This window comes from Allobosea sp. 10L422 (assembly GCF_056395345.1).
The window spans coordinates 164,263-187,738 of the sequence record NZ_JBFTJI010000001.1 but is presented as its reverse complement, the minus strand read 5'-3'; the positions used below and the strand labels follow the sequence as shown (position 1 = coordinate 187,738).

General features: G+C 65.6%; 21 protein-coding genes. 11 read left to right on the top strand and 10 right to left on the bottom strand.

What is annotated here, in order from left to right:
- Window positions 1-61 precede the first annotated feature (61 nt).
- The gene (locus AC1DEZ_RS00880) at window positions 62-1,597 is read right to left on the bottom strand and encodes a S10 family peptidase (RefSeq protein ID WP_476778244.1); all 1,536 of its coding nucleotides are present in this window, start codon (window positions 1,595-1,597) and stop codon (window positions 62-64) included.
- 504 nt (window positions 1,598-2,101) lie between these two features.
- On the opposite strand from AC1DEZ_RS00880, the gene AC1DEZ_RS00875 reads away from it, so the two are divergent.
- The 3 genes from AC1DEZ_RS00875 to AC1DEZ_RS00865 all read left to right on the top strand — a co-directional run bounded on the left by AC1DEZ_RS00875 (window position 2,102) and on the right by AC1DEZ_RS00865 (window position 6,922).
- The gene (locus AC1DEZ_RS00875; protein WP_476778243.1) at window positions 2,102-3,667 is read left to right on the top strand and encodes a hypothetical protein; all 1,566 of its coding nucleotides are present in this window, start codon (window positions 2,102-2,104) and stop codon (window positions 3,665-3,667) included.
- 155 nt (window positions 3,668-3,822) lie between these two features.
- Window positions 3,823-5,574 carry a type I secretion system permease/ATPase gene (locus AC1DEZ_RS00870; protein WP_476778242.1) on the top strand — a complete coding sequence of 584 codons (1,752 nt, stop codon included), beginning with the start codon at window positions 3,823-3,825 and terminating at the stop codon, window positions 5,572-5,574.
- Window positions 5,561-6,922: an HlyD family type I secretion periplasmic adaptor subunit gene (locus AC1DEZ_RS00865; RefSeq protein WP_476778241.1), complete on the top strand. Its 1,362-nt coding sequence runs from the start codon at window positions 5,561-5,563 to the stop codon at window positions 6,920-6,922. The genes AC1DEZ_RS00870 and AC1DEZ_RS00865 overlap by 14 nt, the downstream gene beginning before the upstream one ends.
- Before the next feature lie 55 nt (window positions 6,923-6,977).
- Here the strand turns inward: AC1DEZ_RS00865 and mgtA are convergent, their stop codons facing one another.
- From mgtA to AC1DEZ_RS00850, 3 genes are read right to left on the bottom strand one after another with little or no spacing between them, the layout of a single operon-like run.
- Window positions 6,978-9,578: a magnesium-translocating P-type ATPase gene (gene mgtA, locus AC1DEZ_RS00860; RefSeq protein WP_476778240.1), complete on the bottom strand. Its 2,601-nt coding sequence runs from the start codon at window positions 9,576-9,578 to the stop codon at window positions 6,978-6,980.
- Entirely contained in the window at window positions 9,575-9,808 is a 234-nt protein-coding gene (locus AC1DEZ_RS00855) for a hypothetical protein (RefSeq protein WP_476778239.1), read from the bottom strand. The genes mgtA and AC1DEZ_RS00855 overlap by 4 nt, the downstream gene beginning before the upstream one ends.
- A gap of 11 nt (window positions 9,809-9,819) precedes the next feature.
- Window positions 9,820-10,944 carry an NAD(P)-dependent alcohol dehydrogenase gene (locus tag AC1DEZ_RS00850; RefSeq protein WP_476778761.1) on the bottom strand — a complete coding sequence of 375 codons (1,125 nt, stop codon included), beginning with the start codon at window positions 10,942-10,944 and terminating at the stop codon, window positions 9,820-9,822.
- A gap of 162 nt (window positions 10,945-11,106) precedes the next feature.
- Here AC1DEZ_RS00850 and AC1DEZ_RS00845 point away from each other — a divergent pair, with 162 nt between their 5' ends.
- Both AC1DEZ_RS00845 and AC1DEZ_RS00840 read left to right on the top strand, forming a co-directional pair.
- Window positions 11,107-12,027, top strand: coding sequence for a universal stress protein (locus tag AC1DEZ_RS00845; RefSeq protein ID WP_476778238.1), 921 nt, complete (start codon window positions 11,107-11,109; stop codon window positions 12,025-12,027).
- 88 nt (window positions 12,028-12,115) lie between these two features.
- Window positions 12,116-12,922 carry an ABC transporter ATP-binding protein gene (locus AC1DEZ_RS00840; protein ID WP_476778237.1) on the top strand — a complete coding sequence of 269 codons (807 nt, stop codon included), beginning with the start codon at window positions 12,116-12,118 and terminating at the stop codon, window positions 12,920-12,922.
- Window positions 12,923-12,953: 31 nt separating this feature from the next.
- Here AC1DEZ_RS00840 and AC1DEZ_RS00835 read toward each other — a convergent pair whose 3' ends face one another.
- Window positions 12,954-14,498: a bifunctional aminoglycoside phosphotransferase/ATP-binding protein gene (locus tag AC1DEZ_RS00835; protein WP_476778236.1), complete on the bottom strand. Its 1,545-nt coding sequence runs from the start codon at window positions 14,496-14,498 to the stop codon at window positions 12,954-12,956.
- A gap of 222 nt (window positions 14,499-14,720) precedes the next feature.
- Here AC1DEZ_RS00835 and AC1DEZ_RS00830 point away from each other — a divergent pair, with 222 nt between their 5' ends.
- A complete protein-coding gene (locus AC1DEZ_RS00830) occupies window positions 14,721-14,891 on the top strand; it encodes a hypothetical protein (protein ID WP_441513396.1) in 171 nt (56 codons plus the stop codon).
- Window positions 14,892-14,922: 31 nt separating this feature from the next.
- Window positions 14,923-15,369: a host attachment protein gene (locus tag AC1DEZ_RS00825; protein ID WP_476778235.1), complete on the top strand. Its 447-nt coding sequence runs from the start codon at window positions 14,923-14,925 to the stop codon at window positions 15,367-15,369.
- Between the two features lie 294 nt (window positions 15,370-15,663).
- On the opposite strand, the gene AC1DEZ_RS00820 is transcribed toward AC1DEZ_RS00825, so the two are convergent.
- Window positions 15,664-15,873 carry a hypothetical protein gene (locus tag AC1DEZ_RS00820; protein WP_476778234.1) on the bottom strand — a complete coding sequence of 70 codons (210 nt, stop codon included), beginning with the start codon at window positions 15,871-15,873 and terminating at the stop codon, window positions 15,664-15,666.
- 147 nt (window positions 15,874-16,020) lie between these two features.
- On the bottom strand, window positions 16,021-16,500 hold the full coding sequence (locus AC1DEZ_RS00815) for an NUDIX hydrolase (RefSeq protein ID WP_476778233.1): 480 nt from the start codon (window positions 16,498-16,500) through the stop codon (window positions 16,021-16,023).
- A 114-nt stretch (window positions 16,501-16,614) separates the two neighbouring features.
- Between AC1DEZ_RS00815 and AC1DEZ_RS00810 the strand changes: the two genes are divergently transcribed.
- The 3 genes from AC1DEZ_RS00810 (at window position 16,615) to AC1DEZ_RS00800 (ending at window position 19,395) form a co-directional block, all read left to right on the top strand.
- The gene (locus tag AC1DEZ_RS00810) at window positions 16,615-17,016 is read left to right on the top strand and encodes a phasin family protein (RefSeq protein ID WP_476778232.1); all 402 of its coding nucleotides are present in this window, start codon (window positions 16,615-16,617) and stop codon (window positions 17,014-17,016) included.
- Window positions 17,017-17,317: 301 nt separating this feature from the next.
- Window positions 17,318-18,301, top strand: coding sequence for a zinc-dependent alcohol dehydrogenase family protein (locus tag AC1DEZ_RS00805; RefSeq protein ID WP_476778231.1), 984 nt, complete (start codon window positions 17,318-17,320; stop codon window positions 18,299-18,301).
- Window positions 18,298-19,395 carry an ABC transporter ATP-binding protein gene (locus AC1DEZ_RS00800; protein WP_476778230.1) on the top strand — a complete coding sequence of 366 codons (1,098 nt, stop codon included), beginning with the start codon at window positions 18,298-18,300 and terminating at the stop codon, window positions 19,393-19,395. Before AC1DEZ_RS00805 ends, AC1DEZ_RS00800 begins: the two co-directional genes overlap by 4 nt.
- 54 nt (window positions 19,396-19,449) lie before the next feature.
- On the opposite strand, the gene AC1DEZ_RS00795 is transcribed toward AC1DEZ_RS00800, so the two are convergent.
- The 3 genes from AC1DEZ_RS00795 to AC1DEZ_RS00785 are packed head-to-tail and all read right to left on the bottom strand — an operon-like array spanning window position 19,450 to window position 22,324.
- Window positions 19,450-20,754, bottom strand: coding sequence for a TRAP transporter large permease (locus AC1DEZ_RS00795; RefSeq protein ID WP_476778229.1), 1,305 nt, complete (start codon window positions 20,752-20,754; stop codon window positions 19,450-19,452).
- 9 nt (window positions 20,755-20,763) lie between these two features.
- Entirely contained in the window at window positions 20,764-21,285 is a 522-nt protein-coding gene (locus AC1DEZ_RS00790; protein ID WP_441513403.1) for a TRAP transporter small permease, read from the bottom strand.
- A gap of 52 nt (window positions 21,286-21,337) precedes the next feature.
- Entirely contained in the window at window positions 21,338-22,324 is a 987-nt protein-coding gene (locus AC1DEZ_RS00785) for a TRAP transporter substrate-binding protein (protein ID WP_441513404.1), read from the bottom strand.
- Between the two features lie 206 nt (window positions 22,325-22,530).
- Here AC1DEZ_RS00785 and AC1DEZ_RS00780 point away from each other — a divergent pair, with 206 nt between their 5' ends.
- Entirely contained in the window at window positions 22,531-23,457 is a 927-nt protein-coding gene (locus AC1DEZ_RS00780; RefSeq protein WP_476778228.1) for a LysR family transcriptional regulator, read from the top strand.
- Window positions 23,458-23,476 lie beyond the last annotated feature (19 nt).

Here is a 23,476-nt window from a genome sequence, read left to right as displayed (position 1 = left end):
AACCCCACATCGCGCGCCAGCCCTCACGAAATTGCATCGCGCGGCCTCGGTCTGTGTCGCGCTAAAGCTCCTGGCGCGGCTCCACGATCTGCCGAACTGCATCGCGTAATTCGGCGCGCGATTTGTCCCGGGAGTAGAACATATGCCCCCCTTCAAACAGCGATAGCTTAACCCGTCTGGGATCGCCGAGAGCGGGAAGTTGGTCGAGCAGGAGCTTGCTTTCGAGGTACGGCGTGACGAGGTCGGCGTAACCATGGGCGACGAGCACGCGGATATGAGGGTCCAGCGCCAGAAGCTTCCGCAGCTCCGAGATCGACTCCCGATCGCCCCGCCCCGGGCCGTAACTCCAACGATTGCTGACTTCGTTGTTGAGCAGCATATAGCGCCCGTCGGGGCTCCATTTCAGATCGTTTGCGTAGTGAATCAGCATCGCGCTCGTCAGCGGTGCGGTCGCCGCCTCCAGGACGGCATCCGGCGCCCGGCTACGAGCGGCATCCGGCTCGGGATCCATCGCGGCAACCGCTCCGTCATAAGGGCTGCCGACGACAAAGTCCTTTCGCCCTGCCTCGCGCAAAAAGGTGCCATTATCGATCTTGCCACCGCGGCGCTCGACAAGATCCCGATCGAGCCCCGTGAATCCCGCCACGCGTTCAACGATGCGAGCGCGAGCCTGGGCGTCGCGCGGCCCCTTCAAAAGATCAATGACGTATTCGCCGGTGGCATAGGCCTCGACCTCCGCGAGCCGCTCGGGCGAGAATTTGCCTCTTGCCTCCAAGTGGGTTGCTGCCAAGGAGGGCAAAGAGACCGCCCATTTCAGCGGCGTGTCGCGCGCGTCCCGCTGGAAGGTGAAGTCCAGAACCGGCGAGATCAGGATCAGGCCGGAAACGCCGATGCCGTCCGAGGTCTGCAATTCGCCGGCGATTTTGGGGGCCCGGAATCCACCGTAGCTCTCGCCGACCAGATAGACGGGCGAGCCAATCCTGTCGTTTGCCCTCAACCAATTGACGATGAAGCGCGAGAGCGAGCGATAGTCCCCCTCGACGGACCAGAGCATGCCCCGCGCGTCGTCCGCGCCAGATGAGAACCGGCTGAACCCTGTTCCAACCGGATCGATGAAGACGAGATCGGCGAAACTGAGCCAGGTCTCTCGATTGTCTACCAGGGTTGGCGGAGCAGATGGCGCATCGCCCGGTCGCCCGAACGCAACGCGTTTGGGTCCGAATGCCCCGACATTGAGAAAGGCTGAAGCGGCGCCCGGTCCGCCATTGAAGGCGAAGATCACCGGACGGCGACGCTGATCGGCCTTTTCGCCGGCGAGCGAGCGCTGATAGGCAATATACGCGATCTCTCCCAGAACTCGGCCGGAGGCTTCGCGCACCGGAAGTGCGCCCGCAATGGCGGTGTATCGCAGAAGGCCTTCATCCAGAGCGAGTTCATGCTGTGTGATCGACGCGGGCGGCAAACTGGACGCCGTGACCACTCGCCGTTCCGCGACCTCGGCCGAGGGCCTGGCTCCAGCGGCCGGACTGTTGGCCGCCCCCTCCTGTGCATAAGCAGTTGCCGCGCTGAACAGGGCGACAAGCAAAGCGATCGTCACCGACCAACCACTCGGACGCCCGGCCGTTTTCCTTGGATGCGTCACTCGACCGACCCCTGCTTCAAGATTGCGGCGAATGTGCTCACCGCCCAATGACCATAGCCCGCCCCAAGATCCGGTCTGCAGGCAAAGGCTTCACAAATCCGGGACCTGCCCCGACCGCCTGCCCCCCGCGTTGCTGAAGCTCGCCGCCCCGCGCCGAGCTCTCGGCTCCGATCGCGATCTCGCTCGGATCCGCCCTACCGAGCATCGAGCGATCGAAAATGCATTGCGCGTGCTTGGCTCGTTGCGCGAGCGAGGCCCCCCGAGAAAGCCGGCTTTGCTGAGCGGTGTGTCCTTCGGCCGATGCAACTGGAGGCTGGCTCCTGCTTGGCAGCGAGCATGCGCGGAGCGCCCGGAGTGTCGTCGATCCAAGCGAACTACCCCGTTTGTGCTCGTTGTGGGCTCGGGCATATCAGCCTAATATCGCGACGGGCGCTGGGGTAACTCAGTGGGAGCATGACCATGTCTCACCGCGTGCCGTTTACCCCGGGTGATCTGACCGATCATCAATTGGGCGCTGATGACACTCTTGCCGGCGATCCGACCAACACTGTTTTGATTGGCGACGCCGGCGGCAACCTGCGCGATCATTCCCGGGGCGGCAACGACACGTTCAGCGGCGGCGCCCCTGCCAGCTACACCTTCTACGGTGACGCGGTCGGCAACGTGCTCGACCATGCTCAGGGCGGCAACGACTCTTTCAGGGGTGCGCTCAGCTCCACCAACACGGCCTACGGTGACGTGGGTGGCGACATGCTCGACCAAGGCAAGGGCGGCAATGACGCCTTCACGGGTGGAGGCCTCTCCACCAACACTTTTTTCGGCGATGCGGGCGGCCGGATGTCCGGTCAGGCTCAGGGCGGCGATGATCGTTTCGTGGGCGCTGCCCTGTCCAACAACATTTTCATCGGAGATGCGGGCGGCGATATGTCCAGCCATGCTCGGGGCGGCAGCGACAACTTCATCGGCGCCAGCAACCAGGCCAACAACACCTTCTATGGCGACACGGTCGGCAGCATGCTCGACCATGCTCGAGGCGGCAATGACAGCTTCACTGGCGGCGGCCAAGATGCCGACAACAGTTTCTACGGTGATGCGCTCCGCGACATGTCGGATTTCGCCCAAGGCGGCAACGACGATTTCACGGGTGGCGGCGCCTTCAGCAACAACGTTTTCGCCGGCGACGCCGGGCGCAGCATGTCCGGTCATGCGCGGGGCGGCGACGACAGTTTCACAAATAATGGCGCCTTTTCCACCAACTTTTTCTACGGTGACGCGTTCGACATGGTCGACTTTGCCAAGGGCGGCAACGACACCTTCACCAGCGGTCCCGGCTCCAGCAACACTTTCTTCGGTGATGCCGGCCACAACATGTTCGGCCGGGCTCAGGGCGGCGATGACGTCGCGTTCTTTGCCGGCAATGAGGGACTATCCGCGCAGTTCACGAATGCGGCCTATGGCGACGCGCAGACGATGTTCGGCGATGCTGCCGGCGGCAATGACCGCCTGTCGGGCGGCGTCGGTTCCGGGGATGTCGTCAACCAGTTCTATGGCGACGCGCAATCCATGCGCGACGCGGCGAGAGGCGGCAACGATACGCTGACCGGTGGCAGCAACAGCGGCGCAGGCACGGTGACGAACAGCCTCTTCGGTGACGCCGCAACCCTGTCAGGCTTCGCCAGGGGCGGCAATGATACCTTGATCGCCGGGACAGCTGCATCCGGATCCGCGGTCAGCAACGACATGTGGGGCGACGGACAACTGAGCGACCAGGCGCGTGGCGGCGCCGATCTGTTCCTGTTCAAGGATTCTGGTTCGATGACGGTCGGGACCAATAACACCATCGAAGATTTCAGTCAGGCCCAGCATGACAAGATCGGGTTCAGCGGTGTGGCTGGCGTACATTCCTTCGCTGATCTGACTATCGCGCAAAGCGGCTCCGACACCGTCATTACCGCCGGGGCGGACCAGGTTACGCTGCACAATTTCACGCACATGCTGACGCATAGTGATTTTTTGTTCGCCTGAAAGCAAAGCGGGGTTTGCCGGCGGCTCGTTCTGCGGAGCGCAGCTGTCGGAAGTTCCGGAAAATCTTGCCTGCCGTTGGCCGAAGGCGGATCTCCGGTGAGATCCGCCGGGGCCATAGGGTGGGCCCTGTCTGACCCGTTCACATCTGCTCAGGGATGGCTGCCTTGCTTCCCAAGCCCTCTTCCGATGCTGCCAGCGAGGCGTTGGCATCCTGCCGCTCCGCCTTCCTGGCGGTCGCGCTGTTCTCTGCCCTGGTCAACGTGCTGATGCTGACCGGGTCGATCTACATGCTGCAGGTCTATGACCGGGTGCTGCCCTCGCGAAGCGTGCCGACGCTGGTCGCGCTCTCGATCATTGTCGCAGCCCTCTACATTCTGCTCGGCCTGTTCGATTGGCTGCGCCAGCGTATCATGATCCGGATCGGGATCGTGCTCGACCGCCAACTCAGCGCGCCGGTGGTCGGCGCAATCCTCGGTACGCACCTGCGCGGCGGGCCGGGCGGCATTCAGCTCTCACGCGACCTCGACAGCGTGCGCGGCTTTTTCTCGGGGCTCGGGCCGACGACGCTGTTCGACCTGCCCTGGATCCCCCTCTATGGCGGCCTGTGCTTCCTGCTGCACCCTTCTCTCGGCTGGACCCTGGTCGCCGGCGCGGCGATCCTCATCTTCATCGCCTTGCTGACCGAAGTGCTGACGCGTGGCCCCGCGCGCGAGTCGTCTCGCGCGGGTGCCGAGCGCTCGGCCCTGCTCGAGGCCGCCAGGCGCAATGCCGAAGTGATCGGCGCGCTCGGCATGGAGCGGCGCGTCGCCACTCTGTTCGACCGCATAAACGACCGTTACGTCGTGACCAATCTTGGCTCGTCCGATCTCGTCAGCACGCTCGGCACGATGTCGAAGACCATCCGCTTCATGCTGCAGTCGGCCATGCTCGGCCTCGGCGCCTGGCTGGTGATGAAGAACGAGGCCTCCTCGGGCGTGATGATCGCCGCCTCGATCCTGAGCGGCCGGGCGCTGGCGCCGATCGAACTCGCCATCGGCAGCTGGCGGCCCTTCATCGGTGCCCGCCAGGCCTGGCAGCGGCTGAAGGCGGCGCTGGCGGAGCCGCGCGCCCATCCCTCCATCGCGCCGGACCGGCCGACGGAGCGGCTGGTGCTGGAACATGTCTTTGTCGCGGCGCCGGGCGCCCAGAGCCCGATCGTGAAGGATGCAGGCTTTGCGCTGAATGCGGGGCAAGGGCTTGCGATCATCGGCCCCTCCGCCTCCGGCAAGTCGACGCTGGCGCGGGCAGTGGTCGGGGTCTGGCCGCTCATGCGCGGCAGCCTGCGTCTCGACGGCGCGACGCTCGACCAATGGGCCCCCGAGCAGCGCGGCGGGATCATCGGCTACATGCCGCAGGACGTGCAGCTCTTCGCCGGCACGGTGGCGGAGAACATCGCCCGCTTCGATCCGGACATCAGCGAGGAGGCCGTTCTCGCCGCAGCCAAGGCGGCCGGCGCCTACGCCATGATCCTCGGCCTGCCCAGGGGCTTCGAGACGCCGATCGGCGAAGCCGGCAGCCTTCTTTCCGGCGGCCAGCGGCAGCATATCGCGCTCGCCCGGGCGCTCTACCGCGACCCGTTCCTGGTTGTGCTCGACGAACCGAACGCTAGCCTCGATGCAGCGGGCGATGCGGCGCTCACCGCCGCCGTCGGCAGCGTGCGCGAGCGCGGCGGCATCGTGATCGTCATTGCCCACCGCCCCTCGGCGCTCGCTGGCACCGACCTCGTCCTGATCCTGGCCGAGGGCCAAGTCCAGGCGTTCGGGCCGAAGGAGGAGATCCTGCGGAAGAGTCTGGCGGCTGCCCCGGCAGCGGCGGGCGCCGGCTTCCAGGCTTCGAAGAGGATCGTGACAACCGATGCGCACGGCTAACGAGAACGTGGTGGGTGGGCACCTGTCAGGTGCGAGCCGGAAGATCGCGCGCCGCCTCGATCCCCGCCGCGATATCCGCCGGGCGGCGATCGCCGGCGTCGCCACCATCGCCGTGCTCTGCGGCACGGTCGGGCTCTGGGCCGCGACGGCACCGCTGGCGGGCGCGGTCATCGCCTCCGGAAAGATCGTTGTCGAGAGCAATGTCCGCCGCATCCAGCATGCAGCCGGCGGCATCGTAGCGGAGATCCGGGTCAAGGACGGCGACCACGTCAAGGCCGGTGACGTCCTGGTCAGGCTCGACGAGACCCATGCCAGGGCAAGCCTGGCACTGATCGAGATCGAACTGCGCAGGTTCCAGGCCCGCAAGGCCCGCCTCGAGGCCGAGCGCGACGGCAAGGCCGAGGTCGTCGTCCCAACGGAGCTGGCGGAGCGGGCGAGAGCGCCGACGGTGATCCAGGCCCTGGACAGCGAGCAGACCCTGTTCCGCACGCGACGCAGCGCGGCCGAGCTGCAGCGCTCGCAGTTCCGCGAGCGCATCGTCCAGTCGCGCGAGGAGATCAGGGGGATCGCGGCCCAGATCGAGGCGAAGCAGGCGCAGGCCGGCTTGATCAAGCAGGAGCTCGACGCCGTACAGAAGCTCTACGACCAGAACCTCGTCGCGCTGTCGCGGCTGACGGCGCTGCAGCGCGAGGCCTCGCGACTCGCCGGCGAGCAGGGCAGCCTCATTGCCGACACGGCCCGGGTGAAGGGGCGCATCGCCGAGATCGAGCTGCAGATCCTGCAGATCGACGAGGACCTGCGTCGCGAGGTCACGACCGAGCTGCGCGATGTCGACGGCAAGATCGCCGATCTCTCCGAGCGGCGCATCGCAGCGGTCGACCAGCTCGACCGGACCGAGATGCGCGCGCCGCAGGACGGCATCGTTCACCAGAGCACGGTGCACACGATCGGCGGCGTCATTTCGCCGGCGGAGCAGATCATGCTGATCGTGCCCGAGACGGACGGGCTCGTCATCGAGACGCGCATCGAGCCGGCCATGATCGACCGGTTGCGCATCGGCCAGGCTGTCGTATTGCGATTTCCTGCTTTCGACAGTCGCACGACCCCCGACCTGGAGGGGCGCCTGATCCGGATCTCGGCCGACGCCTCCACTGACGAGAAGACGGGTGTCTCCTTCTACACCGCCCGCATAAGCCTGGGGCTGAACGAAGTGAAGCGGCTCGATGGCAAGGTGCTGCTTCCGGGCATGCCAGTCGAGGCCTTCATCCAGACCGGCCTGCGCACCGCCTTCGTCTATCTCGTGAAGCCGATCGAGGACCAGATCGCGCGATCGTTCCGATACGATTGATGCCGATCGAGGCACCGCCCGGCGGCGTTCCGCGGCGGCCTGCCCAGCCGGCCGCTCAGAACGGCCGGGCGCGGCGGCGCATGGCGGCGCCGGCAGCGCGGGGCTTTCCCCTGCCGGTGCCGGCACGCATCGCCAGCGGCTTCAGCAGCTCGGCGAGGACGAGATAGAAGGCCGCGATGGCCAGAATGGACAGTAGGATCGGCATCGGCAGCCCTATGAAACCGAGCGGGCGTCCGACCGGCGTCAGCGCCAGGATCAACGCGATCGCCAGCGCGCCCAGCGAGGTTGCGACAAGGAAGCGGTGCGGCCGGCTGCGCCAGCAGGGAGCCGCCGTGCGGATGACGAAGATCACCAGGATCTGTGTCAGGATCGACTCGACGAACCATGCGGTCCTGAACATCTCCACACCGGCGCCGAAAACGCCGAGCAGAACGGCGAATGTCGCGGCGTCGAACAGTGAGGAGAGCGGGCCCATGACGAGCGTGAAACGCAGGACGGCGTTCATGTCCCAGCGTCGCGGTCGCTCGAGGTCGGCGGGATCGGCCTCGTCGAAGGGGATGCCGACCTCGGAGAGGTCGTAGAGGATATTGTTGACCAGGATCTGCAGTGGGTTGAGCGGAAGGAACGGCAGCACCATCGAGGCCAGTGCCATCGAGAGCATGTTGCCGAAATTCGAGCTCGTGCCCATACGGACATACTTCATGATGTTCGCATAGGTGCGCCGCCCCTCGGCGATGCCCTGCGCGAGCACGCCGAGATCGGGCGCGAGGAGGACGATCGCGGCCGCCTCGCGCGCGACTTCCGTGCCGCCCTCGACGGACAGGCCGACATCGGCGGCGTGGATGGCCGGCGCATCGTTGATGCCGTCGCCGATGAAGCCGACCGTGTGCCCTGCCCTGCGCAGCGCCAGGACGATGCGCGCCTTCTGCTCCGGCGCGACCCGGACGAACAAGTCGATGTTGCCGATCCGGGCGGCAAGCGCAGCGTCACCCAATGCCGCGATCTCCTCGCCCGTCATCAGGCCGCGCGACGGGAGCGCCAGCGTTTCCGCCAGATGGCGGACGACGGGAGCCGCATCGCCGGAGATCACCTTGACGCGCACGCCGGCCGCCGCGAGCTGGCGAACGGCTGCGCCTGCCGAGGTCTTCGGCGGATCGATGAAGGCGGCGCAGCCGGCAAAGACGAGCCCGGCCTCGTCTTCGCGGACCAGCGCATCGGTTCCCGGCGCCATGGATCGGCGGGCGATGCCGAGCAGGCGCAGCCCCTGCGCGCCCTTGGCATCGATGAGGGCGAGCAGCCGGCTTCTGGCCGCGTCCTCAAGCCTGACGGCATTGCCATCCGCTGCCTCGAACCGGTCGCATAAGGCGAGCAAGGCCTCGGGAGCGCCTTTGACGATCATCTCCCGTTCGTCGCCTCTCGCTACGAGGACCGAGGAGCGGCGCCGCTCGAAATCGAAAGGCAGATCGGCCAGAGGACGCCAGGAGCCGTCATCGTCTTCTGAGCCGGCGAGCAGGGCGGTGTCGAGGTTGTTGCGCAGCCCGCTGCAGAAGCGGCTGTTCACCCTCGCGAGCGCGGTCACGTCGGCATTTTCGATGCCGTCGCAGCCGAAGCTCCCGACATGGGCGATCCGCGCTTCCGTCAGCGTCCCCGTCTTGTCGGTACACAAGACGTCCATCGCGCCGAGATCGTGTATCGCGGAGAGGCGCTTCACGACGACCTTGCGCGCAGCCATCCGCAGGGCACCGCGCGCGAGCGTCACCGTCATCACCACCGGCAGCAGCTCCGGCGTCAGGCCGACGGCAAGCGCGACGGCGAACAGGAAGCTCTCGATCGACAGACCGTGCCGCACGAGCTGCGTCAGCAGGACGAACAGAACCAGGAAGCCGGTGAGGCGCAGGATCAGCATTCCGAGGCCATGAACGCCCCGTTCGAAGGCCGTCGGCGGCTCGCTCGCCTGCATGGAGCGGGAGATCGAACCTAGCCGCGTATCGGCACCCGTCGCCACCACGAGCATCCTGGCCTCGCCGGCGACGAGGCTCGTTCCGCCGAAGAGCGCGGTATCGGTTCCGTCGTTGCCTCGGTCGGATTCCGCGGCCAGCTTCTCGACGGGAAAGGGCTCGCCCGTGAGCACCGCCTCGTCGGCCATCGCGTCATGGCTCTCGAGGATCAGCCCGTCGGCCGGGATCAGATCGCCGGCACGGAGCGCGACCACGTCGCCTGCCACCACCTCCCTTACCGGAATCTCGACCGGCCGCCCGCTCCGAACGGCCGTGACTTGAACCGCAACGGTGCGCCGCAAGGCATCGACGGCGTTCTCGGCCTGGGTCTCCTGGAAGACATCGAGAGCGATCGAAGCCAGCACGATGAGGACGATGATGATCAGGCTCTGCCAATCGCCCGTAACGCCCGAGATCAACGCGGCGATCAGCAGGATCGCGATCAGAGGCTCGACAAGCCGCTTGGCGATCTTGAACGGCAATCCGCGCCGCAGGCTGGCCACCGCGAGATTGGGTCCGCAGCGGCGCAGACGCTCGGCCGCCTCCGCATCGCTCAAGCCATCCGGAGTCGCCCCGAGGCGCTGCAGCGACGCGCAGCGGCCTTCCCGCCAGAACTCGCCCTCGCCTGCCGCCGCCGCTTTCGCTGGTTCCATGGTCATCCCGGGCTCCCGCTGATGCTCCCATCGATCGCGGTGATGATCCTGTCGCGGCGGCGGGCCAGATCCATGCTGTGGGGCACCATCAAAAAGCCGGTGCCGGAGCGCCCATTCGCCTCGCGCATCAGCCCGAACACGCCATCGGCCGATTTGCTGTCGAGGTTGCCCGTCGGTTCGTCGGCCAGAACGAGAACCGGCTGCTGAACCGGCGATGGCGTGACGCGCTGGTCCATGGCTCTGCCGCTTACGGCGTGATGGCAACCTTGAGCACGCCGTCACGCTGATGGGAAAACAGCTCGTAAGCGTCCTTGATGCGCTCCAGCGGGTATCGGTGCGTGACCAGCGGCTCCAGATCGACGCGGCCGGAAGCGACGACCTCGATCAGGCGCCGCATCCGCTCCTTGCCGCCGGGACAGAGCGTGCTGACGATGCGGTGGTCGCCGAGGCCCGCGGCGAAAGCCCCGAGCGGGATCGTCAGGTCGCTGGAATAGACGCCCAGCGACGAGAGCGTTCCGCCCGGCCGCAGCACGCGCAACGCCGCGGAAAAAGTTTCCTGCCGTCCAAGCGCCTCGATCGCGACGTCGACGCCCCTGCCCTCCGTCAGCCGCATGATCTCGTCGACCGGGTCGCTCTTCGAGAAATCGACGATCTCGTCGGCTCCCAGCCTGCGTGCCACGGCCTGCCGCTCGGGGATGCTCTCCACGGCGATGATCCGGGTCGCCCCCATCAGGCGCGCTCCGGCCGTGGCGCATAGCCCGATCGGTCCCTGCGCGAAGACCGCGACGCAGTCGCCGATCCTCACGCCGCCGCTCTCGGCACCGGAGAAGCCGGTCGACATGATGTCGGGACACATCAGCACCTGCTCGTCGGTCAGACCGGAAGGCACATGGGCGAGATTGACCATGGCGTCCGGCACGAGCAGATATTCGGCCTGCGCCCCGTCGATGGTATTGCCGAAGCGCCAGCCACCCATCGCCTTGAAGCCGTGGCGCTCGCCAGGGCCATCCTGCGAGGCGCAGCCGCAGAGGCAGGCGGCGCTGTGTCCGGACGGCGTGATCGCACCGGCGATCACGCGCTGGCCCTCCCGGAAGCCCCTCACCTCGGATCCCAGCTTCTCGATCACGCCGACTGGCTCATGGCCGATGGTGAGGCCGCGTGCGACCGGATACTCGCCTTTGAGGATATGGATGTCGGTGCCGCAGATCGTCGTGGTCGTGATGCGCAGCAGCGCGTCGAGCGGCCCGACATCCGGAATCGGCTTGTCTTCGAGCTCGATGCGGCCTGGCTCTCGGAAGACGGCGGCGCACATCATCTTGGGGCGGCTCGTCCGCCCGGCCCCCGGAGCGGACAATGCGCTGGACTGAAGCATTGGCGGCATGTTCGCTCTCCGAAATCGCCGTTGTGGTTTCGTAGCCCCAGCTTGCCGCGAATCCGCGCCGCTGCATTTGATTCAGCGCAAACGCCGGGAACCCCTGTCTCGTTTTGATGAGAATCAATGCGGCCGGCCTGTTTCCGCTGCTCGATAGGCGCCATGAACAGCGCTATCGATGCGGAGGTTGGCATGAAGGACTTCACTCAATCGTCAGGCGCCTCGGCGAAGGCACGAGCCGCCGGCAACGCTGCCTATCGCGACATCGCGGTTCATCTGGACGGTTCGCCGGAAGATGAGGTCCGCCTGGCTCACGCTGAAGCGCTCGCGGCGCGGCACGGTGCCCGCCTCACCGGGGTCTTTACCAATCTCCTGCCCGACCCTGCCATTTTCGTCGGTGAATTCGGCACCTCCGCCATCGGGCAATTGGTCGATGACGTAACCGAGGAAGGAGATGCCAGCGAGAAGCGGCTGCGCCAGCGATTGACGCGCCTCGACCCTGCGCATGAGTTGCGCCGTGTCGATGCTTTCCCCGGTATCCTCGAACAGGCCGTCGCCACGGAAGCCCGCTGGAACGACCTCTTCATCGCGACCTGCCCGCGCGACGATAGTCAGGCACGCTGGCGTCCCCTGCTCGAGCGCGTCATGTTCGATGGCGGAAGAGGGCTCTACCTCGTGCCGCCCAAGGCCCTGCCGCGTTCCGCGATCCAGACCGTCCTTGTCGGATGGACCGACACGCGGCAAAGCGCCCGCGCCGTGGCCGAGGCTTTGCCTCTGATCGTTCAGGCGACGCAGGTCCATGTCGTCACGGTCCGGGAGGAAGCCCACGGACGGATGGGCGGCGCCGAAGTCCTCGCCGACATCTGCGCCCATCTCGTCCGTCACGGCGTCGAGGCGACGGCGACCGTTCTCGACACCGAAACCTCCGCGGGCGACGCCATCCTGGCCGAAGCCCGCAGGATCTCGGCAGACCTGATCGTCGCCGGAGCCTACGGTCATTCGCGCTTCAGGGAGTGGGTGCTGGGCGGCGTGACTGCGGATCTGCTCGACAGCGCTCCCGTGCCGCTTTTCCTCGCGCACTAGCGCAACCGCAGCCGTTGGTCTGCCGGCTTATCCGATCGGCAGCACCTGCGGCTCGGGTGTATGATGGTGCGCAGCCGGAGAGTTATCCATGGCTTCGACCGAACGAGACATGGCTCCGGACAGCGGTGAGGTCGCCATCCGCGTTCGGGACCTTGCAGTCGCGTTCGGCGACAAGACCGTGCTGGACCATCTCGACCTCGACGTCATGCGCGGCGAGGTTCTCGGCGTGATCGGCGCGTCCGGATCCGGCAAGTCGGTCCTGGCACGCACCATTCTGGGCCTTGTGCCCAAGCGAAGCGGCGTCATCGAGCTCTTCGGCAGGAACATCGATGATCTGCGGGAGAACGAGAGGCGATTGCTCGAACAGCGCTGCGGCGTCATGTTCCAGCAAGGCGCCCTGTTCTCATCGTTGACGATCGCCGAGAATATCCAGCTGCCGATGCGCGAGCTCCTGCATCTGTCGCCGAGCCTGCTCGCCGAGATGGCAATCCTCAAGCTCGATCTGGTCGGATTGCCGCCAGATGCAGCGGAAAAATATCCCGCCGAGCTCTCTGGTGGCATGACCAAGCGGGCGGCCCTGGCACGTGCCCTCGCCCTCGATCCCGAGGTCCTGTTTCTCGACGAGCCGACGTCAGGGCTCGATCCGATCGCGGCCGATGCGTTCGATCAGCTTTTGCTGACCCTGAAGGCGAGCTTGAACCTGACGGTGATGATGATCACTCATGACCTGAGCAGCCTTCATACGACCTGCGACAGGGTCGCGGCCATCGCGCACGGCAAAGTCATCGCCCTCGGGTCGCTACAGGATCTGCTCAAGCACAAGGATCCCTGGCTCAGGCAGTATTTTGCCGGGGAGCGCGGTCGTACGATCTTCGCGGACGAGATCACCGCCTGATGCCGCGCAGGCACCACTTGGGACGGAGATGCTATCGACCCATATCGTGCAGGTATTTCAACGCCGGCGCCTCTTCGAACGTGCTTCGAAGCACGCCGTCGATGTTCTCCTCGGCCGCGATCCTCGTCCATTCCGTCGCCGCGCCATGCCGGGCAATCTGGTCGATCACGACGCCGGGCGTGGCGTCGGAGGGATCGCCACAGCGCGCCAAGACCCGTCGCACCAGCGTCTCTTGCGGCGCCTGCAGCCAGAGGCCGCAGAACGGCATGCCTGCATGGCGAGCCACCTCGCCGATCCGTTCCCGGTCCACGCGCCGATCGAAGACGGCATCCGCGACGGCCGCGTGACCTTGCGCCAGCGTCGCTTCTGCAACCTGCATCATCGCGGCATAGGTCCGGGCGGAAACGTCAGCGCTATAGCCATCCGCCGACAGGCGGATCTCTGGGGCGACGCCGCACAGCTTCTTCCGAATGCGGTCGCTCGCGGCGATGCGGGCCCCCGGCGGCGGCCCAAGCGATGGCGCGAGCTTCGCCGCAAGCGTCGATTTCCCGGAGCCGGAATAGCCGCCGACCGCGACCAGCACAGGGGACCGCGCCTTCAGAAGGTTGCGGCAGAGCTGGAGATAGGCGCGTGCCTCGGCCAATCGCGAGGCCTTCGGTCTGCCGCTATCCACTGCGGTCACATGCGCGCGCACGGCGGCCCTCACCGCCATGAAGAACGGTAGCAGGCACAGGCCGGACTCGTCGTCGATGGCATCGAGATAGCGATTGAAGAGGACGTTCGCGAGTGTCTCGAGCTTGCGGTGCCAGAGGTCCATGAGAACGAAGGCGAGATCGTAGAGGATATCCACGGTCGCCAGATCCTCATCGAACTCGAGACAATCGAAGAGCAACGGCTTGCCCTCGAACAGGCAGATGTTGCGCAGATGCAGATCGCCATGCCCGCGCCGAACCATTCCCTGCCGTGCCCGCTGGTTCAGCAAGCTGGCATGGCGCGCGAGCGCTTCGCGGCACCCCGCGATCACCGGTTCGACCTCGCGATGCGGGAGAAGCTCCGCATTGGCGAAAGCTCGCTCATTGACCGACAGCACGCGCTCCATCCGCCTTGCGCCCTCGCCGTCCGGCGAGATGGGCGCCGCGCGATGAAATCGCGCGATCGCACCGGCGAGCGCAGCCATGTCGGGCGCGGTGAGATGCTTTCTCTCTGCCATCCGATCGAACAGGAAATTGTCGTTGAAGCGTTCCATTTCCAGGACGGCATCGACCAATTCGCCCCGGCCGTTCAGCGCAAGATCGCCGTTCTGCTCCCGCGTGATCCGGTGGACCGCGCGATAGAGGTCGGGAGCGGTCCGGCGGTTCAGCAGCAGTTCTTGCTCGCACATCGCCAAGCGTCGTTCCGGCGTCGACAGATCGACATAGGGCAGCTTGACGGGTCGTTTCAGCTTGAGGGCCCGGGAGCCGATCAGCAGGACGATCGAGATGTGGGTGGAGACCATCTCCATCCACTCCGCGCCGCCTCCGAAAGCATCGCACGATCCGAGATAGCAGATCGTTTCATTCTGGCTGGCAACCTGCATGACAAGGCTCCCCTCGGACGAGCCACTATTCTTCAGTCCCCAAAAACGACATTGATGCTTGTCAATATCGACGGCCTGACGCCCCTGCAAAGCGGAACGATTTCAGGATGAGCTGGCCGCCAATCGTCTCGCGTCCTCGATCGGTTTTCGTCCTTGACGCGGATCAAGGACCGGGGGGCGGCGCTGCGATTATCTGAGCTGGTTGCACCTTAGGGGGCTGCCATGCCCGAAGCGAGCGCATGTGGCTGGATCGCCAAGGTCGGGCGCTCCTGGCGAAACTGGCGCGACCGTGCCCCGGCAATCGTCAACCAACTGGACGAAAAGCCTGCCTTCTCTTTCTTGCTGCATTTGCGCGCCTTTATCAGCCTCGTTCGCGAGATTATTTCCCGCTGAAGCCGCCCCGGTCATCGCAAGGAGCAACGCCATGAACCTACGGATTCCGCACGACGCATGGGTGATCATCTGCGATGCCCGCAAGGCGATGTTTCTGCGAAACGAAGGCAGCCCGACGCTCCTCAAGCTCGAAGTCGAGCAGATCAAGCAGGCCTCGCCAAACCCGCCGAACGGTCAGCAGGGAGCGGATCGGCCCGGTCGCATGCAAAATGCCGTCGCGCCCACCAGCGCGACCGACGAAACAGACTGGCATGACCTGGCGGAGAAGCAGTTCGCACGCGAAACCGCGGCTGCCCTCAATCTTGCCAGCCAGTCCGGCCGCTCGCGAGGCATCGTATTGGTGGCGCCCCCGCGTATCCTCGCAGTGCTCCGGCAGCACCTCGACGAGCAATCGCGCTCTCGCATCGTCGCAGAGGTCGACAAAGACCTGACCAAGCATCCGATCCACGCGATAGAACGGCTTCTGACCGGCGCCTAGAAGGGAAGCGCGTCTCAATGCGGGTATCGAGGCTGGCCGCCGAGGCGAATTGTCTCGGGACGACGCCGGCTTGCCTTGTTGGCGTTCGAGACGGCCGGTCGCAGGTCTTGTCCGCGAGGACATATGTAGCAGCAAGTTGCGGCAATTTGTTCATACCCTATGTGAGCCATGCGGATCTGCCGCCATCCGTGCGCGGTCATATCCCTGAGCATGCGCAGGATATCGACCGCGCGGCCTTGACGAACGCCGAAACAAGCGCAGCTTCGCGGGGCGAACGCGAATATTGGTGTCGCTTCAGTTGCCCTGTTCATGCGCAGGATGGCGCAACTTCCAATCGCGGACTGCGTCCTTGAGCGCCTCCAACTCCCGGAAACTGGTTCCATCCTGTACGAGGAGCGCTTTGATGCGGTGCCTCGCGAGCGCATAGTCCTGAGCGGTCTCGATCGTGAACCTGGGCGGGTCTGACCTGCAGGATTCCGGCCCGTGCGTGATTGCCGTTTTCATGGGCTACCTCCGCGGACGATGGAGTGCCGATCATACTCCGAACGCAAGAGCCGGCGTTTGCGCCAGATCAAGCCCGGCTCGGCGACCGCTCGGGCCGCACGCCGCTGCATCGCGCCAGCGCACCGCGATCATGACGTCGAGCGGCGGTCAGGCTCGATCGCCTTCGTCGGCCAGCTTCTTCTCGAGGCGATCGAGAAGCTCGGCCTGCGCCTCCAGGATGCGCCGCCGAGCCTCGGGAAGCGAAAACCACGCCGCCCTGTCGATTTCGGGAAAGCGGCGGATATGGCCGCTGCCGCGCGGCCATTCCATCTCGGCCTCGCTGGTGCAGCGACTTTGCTCCGCGGCAAGGTCCCCCCTCAGCGCAAAGGCTTCGACGACCTTCCCCGCCCGTTGCCGAATGCACCCGAGCGGAATGAGAGGGCCGTCGGGCGCCGCCCCCACTTCTTCCGTGAATTCCCGCCGCGCAGTCTCCTGTGCTGTCTCGCCCGGCTGCGCCTCGCCCTTGGGGATAGACCAGGCTCCAAGATCCTTGCGCTGCCAGAACGGGCCGCCCGGATGGACGAGCAGAACCTCTGCGCCCTCTTCCGCCAGGCGATACATCAGGATGCCGGCACTGAAGGAAGCCATCGAAAAACCTCGGCCGCGGTCCGAATTTGCGATGCGTCAAGGACCGGGCGACGCGCCCCGAGGAAACTCCGCACTGCCGCAGCTCAGGCGGCTGAGACAACGCAGGAGGTTCACATGCCTACGATGAAGCCTGTCTCCGACTCCCTTCCCGCCGACCAGAACGGGGCCACCGCCATGATCGATGAAGGCATGCAACTCGTCAAAGCGCAGTTCGGCTCGGCGACCGTGCTGCCGCAGAAGCTCTGGGAAACCCAGTTCGCCATGGTCTCCGAAGTCCTGGCCTTCATGGGGCGCCGAATGCAGGCCCAGGCCGAATTCTGCGCCAAGCTCGGCCGTTGCAAGGAGATCGCTCAGGCGGTCGACGTTCATCAGGATTTTGCCAGGGGTATCGGAGGCGCCTACGCCGACGAAGCCGAGAAGCTGTCGACGCTCGCCCGCCGGAATATGGATGCCTGGACCGGGATCAGCGCCCAAGACACGTCGAACTGGCCGGGCCCCCGGAAGGCCGCGGCCTGAGAGGCTGCCCTTGGAGCCCGTCTGAGCGCCCGCAAGGCAGCTCGGACGGCTCATCCGCCAGCTTTCTGCAGCTGACTGCCGTCAGGCTGCTCCGCCCAGCGCTCTTTGGCAGGATGTGCGCATTCGGGCATGTGCCGGGCACGGCGCCAGGCGGAACGGCCGAGTGGACGGGATTGTCCGCGGCACCGGCGGAAACTCTTCGCCAAGATTCGCCTTGAGAGCCGTATAATCCTTGAGCTTGATCAAGGCCGGCTCGGCATCGCGCCGGCATCCTTCCGTTGCGCGTTGGCCGGAGAAGCCGATGAAAGCGATGGTTCTGAAGGTTCCTGGCCAACCGCTTGTCGAGGAGCGGCGCCCCGATCCGATACCGCGCTCCGGGGAATTGCGGATCAGGGTCGAGGCCTGTGCGATCTGCCGCACGGACCTGCATGTCGTCGACGGCGAGTTGCCGGGCCTGCAATGCCCGCGCGTGCCCGGTCACGAGATCGTCGGCCGGGTCGATTTGCTCGGGCCGGGCACCGCCGACGCACTTCTGGGAAGGCGTGTCGGTGTCGGCTGGCTCGGGCACACCTGCGGACACTGCCCCTATTGCCGCAGCCTCCGGGAAAACCTCTGCGACGCTCCGGAGTTCACCGGCTATACGCGCGACGGCGGCTTCGCCACTCATGTCGTCGCCGACGCGGCCTACGTCTTCCCGCTGGACGATTTTCCCGATCCCGTCGCCGCCGCGCCGCTGATGTGCGCGGGACTGATCGGATGGAGGAGCCTGCGCAGCGCGGGGGCAGCGCGGCGGATCGGCCTCTACGGCTTCGGGGCGGCCGCTCATATCCTGGCGCAGATTTGCCGTTGGCAGGGCCGCGAGGTCTACGCGTTCACGCGCCCGGGCGACGAGGCGGCGCAGGCCCATGCGCGCTCGCTCGGCGCTCGCTGGGCCGGCAGCTCCGAGGAAAAGCCTCCCGAGCCCCTCGACGCCGCACTGATCTTCGCGCCTGTCGGAGCGCTCGTGCCGCTGGCGCTGAGTGCTGTGGTCAAGGGTGGGCGCGTCGTCTGCGGCGGCATCCACATGAGCGACATCCCGAGCTTCAGCTACGACTTGCTGTGGCAGGAGCGCGAGCTGGTCTCCGTCGCCAATCTCACGCGGGCCGATGGCCGCGAATTTCTGTCTGTTGCGCGGCAGGCCGGCATTGCAACCAAAACGACGATCTACCCGCTGAACCAGGCAAATGAGGCGCTGTCCGCACTGCGCAGCGGGAAGTTGCAAGGTGCGGCGGTGCTCATTCCATGAAGTTCTCGCACTTTATCGCGGCGATAGCCGAGCCCCCGCCCCCGCATGCGCAGGGCTTCGCCCTGCCCTCCTCGTTCCTGCGCTTCGTCCTCTGCTCGGGCGGCTGGCATCAGGCGGCGGTCTGTGCGCTGTCCGTCGCCGTCTTCCTTCTCAATGCCGCTCCGATCGAAACGCAGCGGCGCATCATCGACGCGGCCGTCCATGCCGGCAGCCTCTCCGCGATCCTGACTCTCGTCGCGCTGCAATTCGCCCTCCTGCTGACGTTCGGGCTGGCGAAGCTGGCCATGAACATCTACCGCGCCTGGCTTGGCGAATGCGCGACGCGGGATCTGCGCCTCGTGGTGACCCGCAGGCTGGAGGGCCAGGACGCCGAGGACTCCGCCCTCACCAATGGAACCGGCCTCGCCATGATCCTTGGGGAAGCCGACGACATCGGCGCGTTCGTCGGCTCTAGCCTCAGCCTTCCCATCGTCGAGATCGGCTTTCTGGCGAGCGTCTTCATCTATCTCGCCGTGCTCGACCTCAAGATGATGGTCGTCAGCCTTCTGATCCTGATGCCGCAATTCGTGTTCGTGCCGCTGATGCAACGGGCGATCAACCGACGCGTCGCGCAGCGAACCCGCATTCTGCGGCGCTTCGGCGAGGAGATCCTGTCTCCGTCGAGAGCGGAATCGAGCGCGCGTCGACTGGACGAGGTCTTCACGATCAACCTCGGCATGTTCGAGATCAAATTCTCTCTCAACTTCCTGATGAACCTGACCTATTCCCTGGGCAACCTGCTGGTGCTCGGGATCGGCTGCATTCTGGTCATCCAGGGACAGACCGAGATCGCGACCGTCGTCACCTTTCTGTCCGCGACCGCACGGATCGTCGACCCGTGGAATGACGTGGTCGACTGGGCGCGAGGTCTGGCGCTGACGACCGTGAAGTACCGGCTTGTCACCCAGGCGATCGAGGCATCGCCCGGCGGCGTTCCGGCCTTGTCCGCGGCGGCGCATGGCGGCGCCGACGTTCGTTTGGTGCCGGCTGACGGCTGGACATCCTCGTCAGCATCCGGGCGCGCGAACGGACCGACGCGCGACCAGCCATCCTGACTTGCGATTTGCAGGTATCGCGTGTCCGCCCGCAGGCGGATACGCTCCGCCCCGTCAGCCCGCCATCATCTTCGGCAAGGCGGTCACGATCTGCGGGAACAAAGTGATGAGCACGAGCAGCAGCATCAGCACGCAGAAATAGGGGATCGCCGCCTTCGTCACCGCCAGGATGTTCTTGCCGGTGATGCTCTGCAGCACGAACAGGTTGAACCCGACCGGCGGGGTGATCTGCGCCGCCTCGATCAGGATCACCACGAAGATGCCGAACCAGAGCAGGTCGATGCCGGCCGCCTGCACCATTGGCAGCATCACCGAGGAGGTCAGCACGATGATCGAGATGCCCTCGAGGAAGCAGCCGAGGATCAACATGAACACGGCCAACACCGCCAGCAGCGCATAGGGCGAGAGGTGCATGGCCTCGACCCAGCTCGCCAGAGACCGGGGGATGTCGACGAAGGCGACGGCGATCGTCAGACAGGCGGCGCAGGCGATGATGAAGGAGATCATGCAGGAGGTCCGCATGGCCGCCATCAGCCCTTCCATGAAGTTCTGCCGGGTGAGCCCGCCACCGACCGCTGCGAGGATGAGCGCTCCGATCACGCCGATGGTCGCGGCCTCGGTCGGGGTGGCGATGCCGCCATAGATCGAGCCGACGACCGAGCCGATCAGAAGCGCCACCGGGATCAGACGCCGCGAGCGGTAGATCTTTTCCAGAAAGGGCACCGGCGGCTCGGCCGGCGGCATCCTGTCGGGGTTCAGCAGACTCCAGATCGCCGTATAGCCCATGAAGAGCGCCATCAGCAGCAGCCCGGGCAGGACGCCGGCGATGAAAAGCCGCGCGATCGAGACCTCGGCCGTCACGCCATAGACGATCATGATGATCGAGGGCGGGATCAGCAGGCCGAGCGTACCGGAGCCCGCCAGCGTGCCTATGGTCATGTTGAGCGGATAGCCCCGCTTCTCCAGCTCAGGCACGCTGATGCGCCCGATCGTAGCGCAGGTCACCGCCGACGAACCGGCGACCGCCGCCATGATGCCGCAGCCGAGCACGTTGACATGGAGCAGCCGGCCCGGCAGCCGCGACACCCAGGGCGCCAGCCCCTGGAACATGTCCGCCGACAATTTGGAGCGGAACAGGATCTCGCCCATCCAGATGAAGAGCGGGAGCGAGGTCAGCGCCCACCCCCAACTCGAATCCCAGAGCGTCGAGGCGATCAGCGAGCCCATCGGCGCGCTGGTGAAGAGCCCCATCATCACCATGCCGACGGTGAGCAGCGAGAGCGCGACCCAGACGCCGCCCGCGAGCAGCAGGAGCAGGGAGCCGGCAAGGACCAGCGAAGCAAGAACGGTCGTGTCCATCATCGGCCCCTATGCCACCGGCCTGTCGAGTTCGATCTCGTCGGGTGCCTCGTAGCGAGGCTTGCCGCCGGTCAGGAGCCAGAGGAGCTCGTCGATGAAGGCGATCGCCAGCGCGGTCACGCCCAAGGCGACGCCGGTTTGCGGTATCCAGAACGGCATCGCCAGCAGGCCTGGGCTGACATCGTTGAATTCACGCGATTGCAGCGCCAGCGCGCTGACATGCCAGGCAAGGAACGACACGACCACCGTGCCCAGCAAGCAGTTGAAGAGCTCGACGCCCCGCCGCCAACGCTTCGGCAGACGGTCGACGATCAGATTGATGCGAACATGGCCGCCGCGCCGGAAGGTGTGGGCGAGGCCGAAGAAGGTCGAGGCCGCCAGGCACAAGCCCGCCGCCTCGGTGGCGTCTATCGTGACGCCCCGCATCCGTCCGACGATCTGGGCGACGATGGCCAGCCCGATGCCGACCATGAAGACGGCGGCGAGATAGCCGCACGCCTCATAGAACCTGTCGAGAACCCCACGTATCACCGGTCACCCCGCTGGCCACTGTTCATGGAATGGATGGCGCGCAGGCGGGCCGTCAGTTGAGGCTCTTCTGATAGGTTTCGTAAACGGCTTTCTCCTCGGCGCTGGCCGTGGCCAGCCAGTCCTGGACCATGCCCTTGCCGGCGGCTGCGATGGCGTCGAGAACGTCTTTCGGCGACTGGGCGATCGTCACGCCATGGCCCTTCAGGACGTTCTCCCGCTCCTCGCCGGCCTTCTTCGACATCTCCCAGCCGCGCTTGGTCGCGGCCTCGCCGGCTTCGAGCACCACCTTCTGCGTTGCCGGATCGAGCTGGCGGAACGCGCGCTCATTGACCAGGATCGCGTTCTTGTTGTGCATCGTCCCGGTATAGGTGAAGTGCTTGACGTAATCCCAGATCTGGACGTCGGTCCCGGTCTGGGCGCTGGTCCAGAGCGACTGGATCATGCCGGTCGAGAAGGCCTGCGGCACCTCGGCGAAGGGCAGGATCAGTGCTTCCATGCCGAGCTTCTCGCCCATGATCTGGGTCTGCTTGGAATAGATCCGCAGCTTCTGCCCCTTGAGGTCTGCGAGCCCCTTCAGCGGCTCCTTGGTGTAGAAGCCCTGCCCCGGCCAGGCGACGTAGGAAATGGCGCGCAGCCCGTTCTTCTTGAACATTCCGTCGAAGAACGGAGCCTGGGCCTCCGTCAGCTTGGTGGCCTGGTCGTAGGTCGTCGCAACGCCGGGGATGTTGTCGAGATTGTACATCGCCGCCTCGTTGCCGTAGACGCCGAGGCGGATCTCGCCGATCTGGATCTGGCCGGACTGGACGGCGCGCTTCACCGCATCGAGCTTGATCAGGCTGTCGTTGGAGCGCAGATCGATCTTGAGCTTGCCGCCGCTCTTCTCCTCGATCTCCTTGATCATCTGTCGGATGTTCTGGGTGAAGAAGCTGCTTTCCGGATAGCCGGAGGCCATCGTCCAGCTCGTCTGGGCGGTGGCGGGAGCGGCCAGCCCGAGGCTCAACGCAAGGGCGGCGGACGCAATCAAGGCTCTGCGGTTCATGGTTCCCCTCGTTCTTGTCCCGCTGCGGCGAGACCCGCGCGAGTTTCAGGAGCCGGAACCGGGCCGAGGCTCGATCGGCGGCTAAAGGTCAGTCGAGCGCGTTATCGCGATAGCATCCAATTGAAATTATCTGTTGTTGCGATAGATTTTGTTTATTGGCCGATGGTGCGGCCCGAAAATTGCTTGTCTGGAGGCTATGGAGGCGGATGCCGAACTGGACGTTGAAGCAGCTCGAAAGCTTCGTTTGGGTGGCCAAGCTCGGCAGCTTCAGGGCAACGGCGGAACGCCTGAATACGACCCAGCCCAATATCTCGGTGCGCATCTCTCAGCTCGAATCCGTTTTGGGGGTGCGGCTGTTCCATCGCGACTCCGGCTCGATCGCCTTGACGCCGATCGGCCATTCCCTGCTGGGGCAAGCCGAGCGCGTGCTGCAAGCCTCGGAGGAGTTCTCGCAACAGTCGATCCGCTCCGATCAGCAGATTGGCATTCTCAGGCTCGGCGTCGCCGAGCTCATCGCCCAGACCTGGCTGCGCGACTATCTGCTCGACCTGCGGCAGGTCTTCCCGAACGTCGATGTCGAGCTGAGGGTCGACCTGACGATCAACCTGCGTGAGGAGCTGGTTTCGCGCTCGCTCGACCTGTGCCTACTGAACGGCCCGATCTCGAACTTCAACATCACCAATGTCGATCTCGGCTCCGTACCCTATCTGTGGGTGGCCTCGCCACGGCTCGGGCTCGTCGGCTCGGATCTGGCGACGATGGCCTCGCATACGATCCTGACCCATGCGCGCAACACGCGCCATTTCGTCGAGCTCTCCGCGCATTTTCGAGACAACTGGGAGAGGCCGGTTCGGATCGTGCCGTCGAGCAGTCTCGCAGCCAGCCTGCAGATGACCATCGACGGCCTCGGCATCGCACCGATGTCGCAGACGCTCGTCGAAAGGCTCCTCGACACGGGAGAGCTTGTGGAATTCCCCTATGAGTGGAAGCCCAGCGCGCTGATCTTCACCGCGTCATACGCTCATACGCCTGCCAGTTTTCTGCTGAAGCGGGCCGCCGAGCTCGCCGGCGAAAGGGCTGCACGGCATCATCAGGGCGATGCGCGGCGGCCCATGGAGGCAGCCGCGCGCTGATTCAAGCGATAAAGTTATC